The organism is Mycobacterium sp. TH-M103 (genome assembly GCF_057473785.1).
Genome location: NZ_JBYCLG010000020.1, coordinates 1 through 6200, shown reverse-complemented (window position 1 = coordinate 6200; position 6200 = coordinate 1). Strand labels below are relative to the sequence as shown.

General features: G+C 69.2%; 3 protein-coding genes and 3 pseudogenes. 2 read left to right on the top strand and 4 right to left on the bottom strand.

Going from position 1 to position 6200, the window contains the following annotated elements:
- Positions 1–114: pseudogene (gene prfB, locus AC2VOR_RS00855) on the bottom strand (peptide chain release factor 2); the annotation flags it as partial.
- A 119-nt stretch (positions 115–233) separates the two neighbouring features.
- On the opposite strand from prfB, the gene AC2VOR_RS00850 reads away from it, so the two are divergent.
- Positions 234–1613: an FAD-dependent oxidoreductase gene (locus AC2VOR_RS00850; protein WP_369739813.1), complete on the top strand. Its 1380-nt coding sequence runs from the start codon at positions 234–236 to the stop codon at positions 1611–1613.
- Here the strand turns inward: AC2VOR_RS00850 and AC2VOR_RS00845 are convergent.
- Positions 1610–3334: a GAF domain-containing sensor histidine kinase gene (locus AC2VOR_RS00845; protein ID WP_369739814.1), complete on the bottom strand. Its 1725-nt coding sequence runs from the start codon at positions 3332–3334 to the stop codon at positions 1610–1612. The two genes, AC2VOR_RS00850 and AC2VOR_RS00845, sit on opposite strands and share 4 nt — an antisense overlap.
- A 9-nt stretch (positions 3335–3343) precedes the next feature.
- Positions 3344–4141 carry a universal stress protein gene (locus tag AC2VOR_RS00840; protein WP_369739816.1) on the bottom strand — a complete coding sequence of 266 codons (798 nt, stop codon included), beginning with the start codon at positions 4139–4141 and terminating at the stop codon, positions 3344–3346.
- 218 nt (positions 4142–4359) lie between these two features.
- Between AC2VOR_RS00840 and AC2VOR_RS00835 the strand changes: the two are divergent.
- Positions 4360–5727, top strand: a pseudogene (locus AC2VOR_RS00835) (nitric-oxide reductase large subunit); the annotation flags it as partial.
- Positions 5728–5840: 113 nt separating this feature from the next.
- On the opposite strand, the pseudogene AC2VOR_RS00830 reads toward AC2VOR_RS00835, so the two are convergent.
- A pseudogene (locus AC2VOR_RS00830) lies at positions 5841–6068 on the bottom strand (nitric-oxide reductase large subunit); the annotation flags it as partial.
- Between the last annotated feature and the right edge of the window lie 132 nt (positions 6069–6200).

Sequence of the window (6200 nt, the reverse complement as noted above, 5' to 3'; positions counted from 1 at the left end):
CTCGTGCTCGAGCTTCTCGATGCGGGTGCGCAGACCATCCACATCGAGCACCCGCTCCACCGTGGTCAGGGTGGAGTCGAGGGCGGCGATGTCGGCTTGACGGTCGGGTTCCACAGCCGACCACGTTACCGGCGCGCGGGCCCGCGGCGAATGCTCAGGTCGCCGTCACCGCGCTGACGTTTAGCATCGAGGGACCGTTCCGTTGCACCCCCCGACCGCGCAAAGGCTTGAGCATGCGTCTGTATCACATAGCCATCGTCGGCTCCGGACCGTCGGGATTCTTCGCCGCGGCCTCCCTGCTCAAGGCGGCCGACGCGGCGGAGGATTTCGACATCTACGTCGACATGCTGGAGATGTTGCCGACACCGTGGGGGCTGGTCCGGTCGGGGGTGGCACCCGATCACCCGAAGATCAAGTCGATCAGCAAGCAATTCGAAAAGACCGCCGAAGACCCGCGCTTCCGGTTCTTCGGCAACGTGACGGTGGGCGAACACGTCTCGGCGGGCGAGCTCGCCGAGCGCTACGACGCCGTCGTCTACGCCGTCGGAGCCCAGTCCGACCGCGCGCTGCACATCCCCGGCGAAGACCTGCGGGGTAGCGTCGCCGCCGTCGACTTCGTGGGCTGGTACAACGCCCACCCCAACTTCGCGCGGATGGCGCCCGACCTGTCGGGCGCCCGGGCCGTCGTCATCGGCAACGGCAACGTCGCACTCGACGTCGCCCGCATCCTGATCACCGACCCGGAAGTGCTGGCGCGCACCGACATCGCCGACCACGCGCTGGAGAAACTGCGGCCCCGCGGTGTGCAGGAGGTCGTCTTGGTGGGCCGGCGCGGCCCCCTGCAGGCCGCGTTCACCACGCTGGAGCTGCGGGAGCTCGCCGACCTCGAGGGGGTCGACGTGATCGTCGACCCCGCCCAGCTGGAAGGCATCACCGACGAGGACGCCGCCGCGGTGGGCAAGACGGCCAAGCAGAACATCAAGGTGCTGCGCGACTATGCCAACCGGGGAACCGGCCACGAACCCCACCCCGGGCACCGGCGCCTGGTGTTCCGGTTCATGACCTCGCCGATCGAGATCAAGGGCGACGGCAAGGTGGAAAGCATCGTGCTCGGCCGCAACGAACTGGTCACCGACGCCGACGGGCGGGTGACGGCGCAGGACACCGGCGAGCGCGAAGAGCTGCCGGCCCAGTTGGTGGTGCGGTCCGTCGGCTACCGCGGTGTGCCGATCCCCGGGCTGCCGTTCGACGAGCGGACCGGGACCATCCCCCACACCGACGGCCGGATAGCGGGCAGCCGCAACGAATACGTCGTCGGTTGGATCAAGCGGGGGCCGAGCGGGGTGATCGGCACCAACAAGAAGGACTCCCAGGACACCGTCGACACCCTGATCGCCGACCTGACCGGCGCCGGTTCGGACGTGCCGGGCGGGCGCGGAGCCGCGCGTGCCGACGAACTGGCCGAGTGGCTGGCTTCGCGCCAGCCCAAGCTGGTCACCGCCGCGCACTGGCAACTCATCGACCGCTACGAGCGCACCGCCGGTGAGGCGCAGGGACGGCCCCGCGTCAAACTGCCCGATCTGGCGGAGCTGCTGCGCATCGGCCACGGTTAGACGAGCGGCGCGGTCCAGCGCAGCACCGTTCCCCCGGCCGCGGTGGTCTCGACGGTGAGCTCGCCGCCGGCCTGCTCCGCCCGCCGCCGCAGGCGCGCCAATTTCCGGCCGCCACCGGCTTCCGTTGCGCCGCAACCGTCGTCGCTCACCTCGATGCACAGATCGTCGTGGACCACGACCCGGATCGTCACCGCGGTGACCCGGGGATGCCGCAGCGCGATGACGAGCGCTTCGCAGATCACCGCCTCGGCGTGTTCGGCCAGGGTGCCCTCGACCACCGACAACGGCCCGACGAACTGCACGCTGGTGCGCAGGTCGCCGGCGAGTCGGGCGACCGCCTCGTCGATCCGTTCGCGCAGCGAGGCGCCCTGCGGCGCCCCGTGCAGGCCGTAGATGGTCGTCTGTATCTTCTGGATGACACCCTGCAGGTCGTCCACGGCATCGGCGAGCCGCCGCTGCACTTCGGGCACGCGCGCGAGCGGGGCCGCGGCCTGCAACGTCAGCCCGACGGCGAAGAGCCGCTGTATCACGTGGTCGTGCAGGTCGCGCGCGATGCGGTCCCGCTCGGTGACCACGTCGAGTTCCCGCATCCGGCGCTGCGAGGTGGCCAGCTGCCAGGCCAGCGCCGCCTGGTCGGCGAACGCGGCCATCATCTCCACCTGTTCGTCGGTGAACGAGCCCGCCGCGCCGCCGTACAGCATGATCACGACGCCGGCGACGGTGCCGGTGGCCCGCAGCGGCAACACCAGGGCGGGTCCCAGGTCCGCACCGTCCAGGTCGAAGTGTTCGACCGGGAGGGGAGCACCGTCGGCCAGCACGTCGGCGAGAGGTGTGCGCGCCACCGCAAGGGTTCGCCCGATCGCCGAAGGCGTTACCTTGCCTCCGGTTTCGATCACCAGCAACTCGTGGGCGGCGGCGATCGGCATCCCCTCGTCGACGGGGACCGCGACGACGACACCGTCGGCCGCGGTCAACGTCAGCGCCTCCTCGGCGACGAGCCGGAACACCGTCGCGGGCTCCGTACCGGACAGCAGTTCCGTGGCGATGTCGCGCGTCGCCTCGATCCAGGACTGCCGCGCCCTGGCCTGCTCGTAGAGCCGGGCATTCGCCACGGCGATACCGGCGGCGGCGGCCAGTGCCTGGACCAGCACCTCGTCGTCGTCGCTGAACGGCTGCCCGCTGAGCTTGTCGGCCAGGTAGAGAGTCCCGAACGATTCGTCGCGCACCCGGATCGGCACCCCCAGGAAGGTCCGCATCGGTGGAGGATGCGGCGGAAACCCCACCGAGGCGGGATGATCCGCGATTTTGTCCAGCCGCAGCGGTGCGGGTTCGCCGATCAGCAGACCGACGATCCCCCTGCCCTCGGGGACGTGGCCGATGCGCCGCACCGTGTCCTCGTCGATGCCCTCGTGCACGAACTGCGATACGCGGCGATTCCGGTCGTGCACCTCCAGGGCGCCATAGCGCGCGTCCACCAGATCGGTCGCCGAGTGCACGATCGAGCGCAGGGTGTCATCCAGCTCCAGCCCGGCGGTGACCACCAGCATCGCCTCCACCAGCCCGGCGAGACGGTCGCGCTCCTCGACCATCTGCTCGACGCGGTCCTGCACCTCGGCCAGCAGCTCGCGCAGCCGGAGTTGCGACAAGGACCGGCGTAGCCGATGTACGGCCGTGCCATCCCCGTCGGGAACCGTTTCCGTCCCGGCGTGTGCGGGAGTCATCGCGCGGCCCTACAGGTTTCCGAAACGGAACGCTAGGACGGAGTGTTTGGCATTAGGGGTGCCGCACAACTCGCGGCAGGCGCGCGAGTCGGTGACGAACAATTGGTCGGGCTCCTCGGCGGCGTCCAGATACTTGTCGACGGTTCCGCGCACGACGCCGGACTCGACCGGCACGTCGGGGTACAGGTGCTCCCACGGGGCGATCCGCCGGCGCAGTTCCGCCTGCGCCAGACGTCTCCCGTCGGGGTTGTCCGAGCCGGCCGTCGCGGAGACCGAGATCGCGCACAGCGGCGCCCGCCGCAACCGGGCCTCGTCGAAGGCGAAGCGCAACAGCGCGGCTTTGTCCGCTTCCACGACGACGCGGCTGACCTGCCGGGGCGCCGGCTGGCCCGGCGCCCGCCGGATCACCGCCACCGGGCACAGGGCCGAGGCCGCCACGGCCGCCGCCAGCGAACCGACACCGTGGTGGGCGTGGTTGCGACCGAGCGCCCCCACACAGATCATGGCGGCCGCTCTGGACTCTTCCATCAGTGCGACCAGCGGCTTCCCCGTCAGGATTTCGGTCTCGATCTTCACCGGCTTGCCGGTCGCCTCGACCGCGCGCTGAGCGTCGCGTAGGGCCGACCGCGCGGCGGCATGCCCGCCCGTCTCGACTTCCGCGCCGACCGGTTCCGACGGCTCGATGACGTAGACCAGCCGCAGCGGCATGTCCCGGCTGACCGCCTCATCGACGGCCCACCGGGCCGCATCGATGGCCGCCTTGGACCCGTCCACGCCGACGACGACGGTCGCAGCTGAATGAAACATGTGCTCTCCCCGGCTCGTTCCCTCCGCACGCTAACTGCGGCAATCCGGGCAGGTGCAGGGGCATTGGATGCACAAACGGGTGTCATTGGTCCCTATTCGCCGTATCGCAAGGGGTTGCCAAGGCGGCCCGCCGCCAATTTGGATGGGCTGTGGCGTCCTGGGGGCGTCAGGCACCGCTGTATTCCTGACCCGCGACAAGTTGCGCGAGAAGACATTGGATGGCCGCTCCGCAGGCATCGCCGCGTCCCGATCAGTCGTCGTCACAGCCGCTGGTTTCCAGAGGCTGGCCGCAGGGCGTCGCCCTGGTGATGATCTTCGGCTCCCTGGTGATGGGCATACGAGCCCACCGCACCTACACGGCGTCGATGCCGATGCCGGACAAGGTGGTCAGCGAATCGGGCCAGTTGCTGTTCACCGGCGACGACATCACGCGGGGCCAGGAGCTCTACCAGGCTCGCGGCCTGATGGAATACGGCTCGGTGCTGGGCCACGGCGCCTATCTGGGGCCCGACTACACGGCCGAGTACCTGCGGATGGCCACCGACGACGTCGCCGGCCAGCTGCGCGCACACGGCGTGGCCGACCCGCACGGCCGGGTGGCGAGCGAGTTCCGGACCAATCGCTACAACCCGGCCACCAAGACGCTGGTGTTCACCGACCGGCAGGCCGCCGCCTTCGACCGCATCCAGCGGCACTATGCGGCTTACTTCGGCGAGAACTCCACCAAATACGGTCTGCTGCCCCAGATGATCACCGACAAGGCCCAAATCCACGATCTGACAGCATTTTTCGCGTGGACGGCGTGGGCCGGGGCGGCCGAGCGTCCCGGCCACAAGTACAGCTATACCAACAACTGGCCGTCGGAGCCGCGGGTCGACAACGGTCCCACCGCCCCGGTGATCGTGTGGTCGGCGTTGTCGCTGGTCGCGTTGCTCGGCGGCATCGGGATCATGTTCGCCGTCTACGGCCGCTGGAGCCAGAAGGTCGGGTGGCACAGCGCCGAGGCGTCCACGCTGTCGTTCCGTCAGCCCGGTGAGGTGAGCTTGACGCCGGCACAGCGCGCCACCATCTGGTTCTTCGCGATCGTGTCGGTGCTGTTCCTGGCGCAGACGCTGCTCGGGGCGGCCGCCGAGCATTACCGGGCCGACCTGTCGACGTTCTTCGGCTTGGACCTGGCCCGGGTGCTGCCCTACAACCTGGCCCGGACCTGGCATGTTCAGCTGTCGCTGTTCTGGACGGCGGCGGCTTTCCTGGCCGGCGGAATCTTCCTGGTGCCCTTCATCGCCCGCCGCGAGCCGCGACGGCAGGGGTTGTTGGCCTACGTGCTGCTCGGTGCGGTGGCCGTGGTGGTGTTCGGGTCGCTGCTCTGCGAAGCGCTGTCGATCTACGGGGTGATCCCGCACGGCGGGTTGTTCTCCCAGCAGTGGGAGTACCTCGACCTGCCGAGGCTGTGGCAGGTCCTGCTGATCGTGGGGCTGTTCCTCTGGATCGCGATCATCTGGCGCGGCATGCGGGCCAGGCTCAAGGGCGAGTCGAAGATGAACATGCCGTGGCTGTTCTTCTTCTCCGGGCTGGCGATTCCGGCCCACCCGATGGCCAGTAGTGCCAGTGAGTACCCGGCAATCAGGATCACCGAGATGGCCGGCGGTGCCATCGGCTCACTCCTTGACGGCAGGATCGCAGGACCGGCGCCGAGGCCTAACTCCTCGGCGGTCACCCCGGAGCGGAAGTTGCGCAGCGCCGTCGAGGCGATCCAGACGAAAGGCAGCACACCGCCGACGATGAAGATGAGGTCGCCGGGCAGCCGCAGCCATTCGAGCACCGAGTTGCCCGGTTTGGTGATGTAGCCCAGCGACCTGGCCTCGAAGTAGCCGTCGCTGACGGAGTGGTAGAGCTGCAGCACGCCGAGGGGCAGCAGGCATCCGAAGAATTGCGGGCGGGGGCCGAGACGCTGTCGAAGAACCCAGGGTCCCGGAAAAGTCACGTCTCATGAGGTCAGGATCAATTTGAGGGCGTGATCTGGGTGTCTGGCGTGGTGGCGGAGGCCGGCGGCGATGTT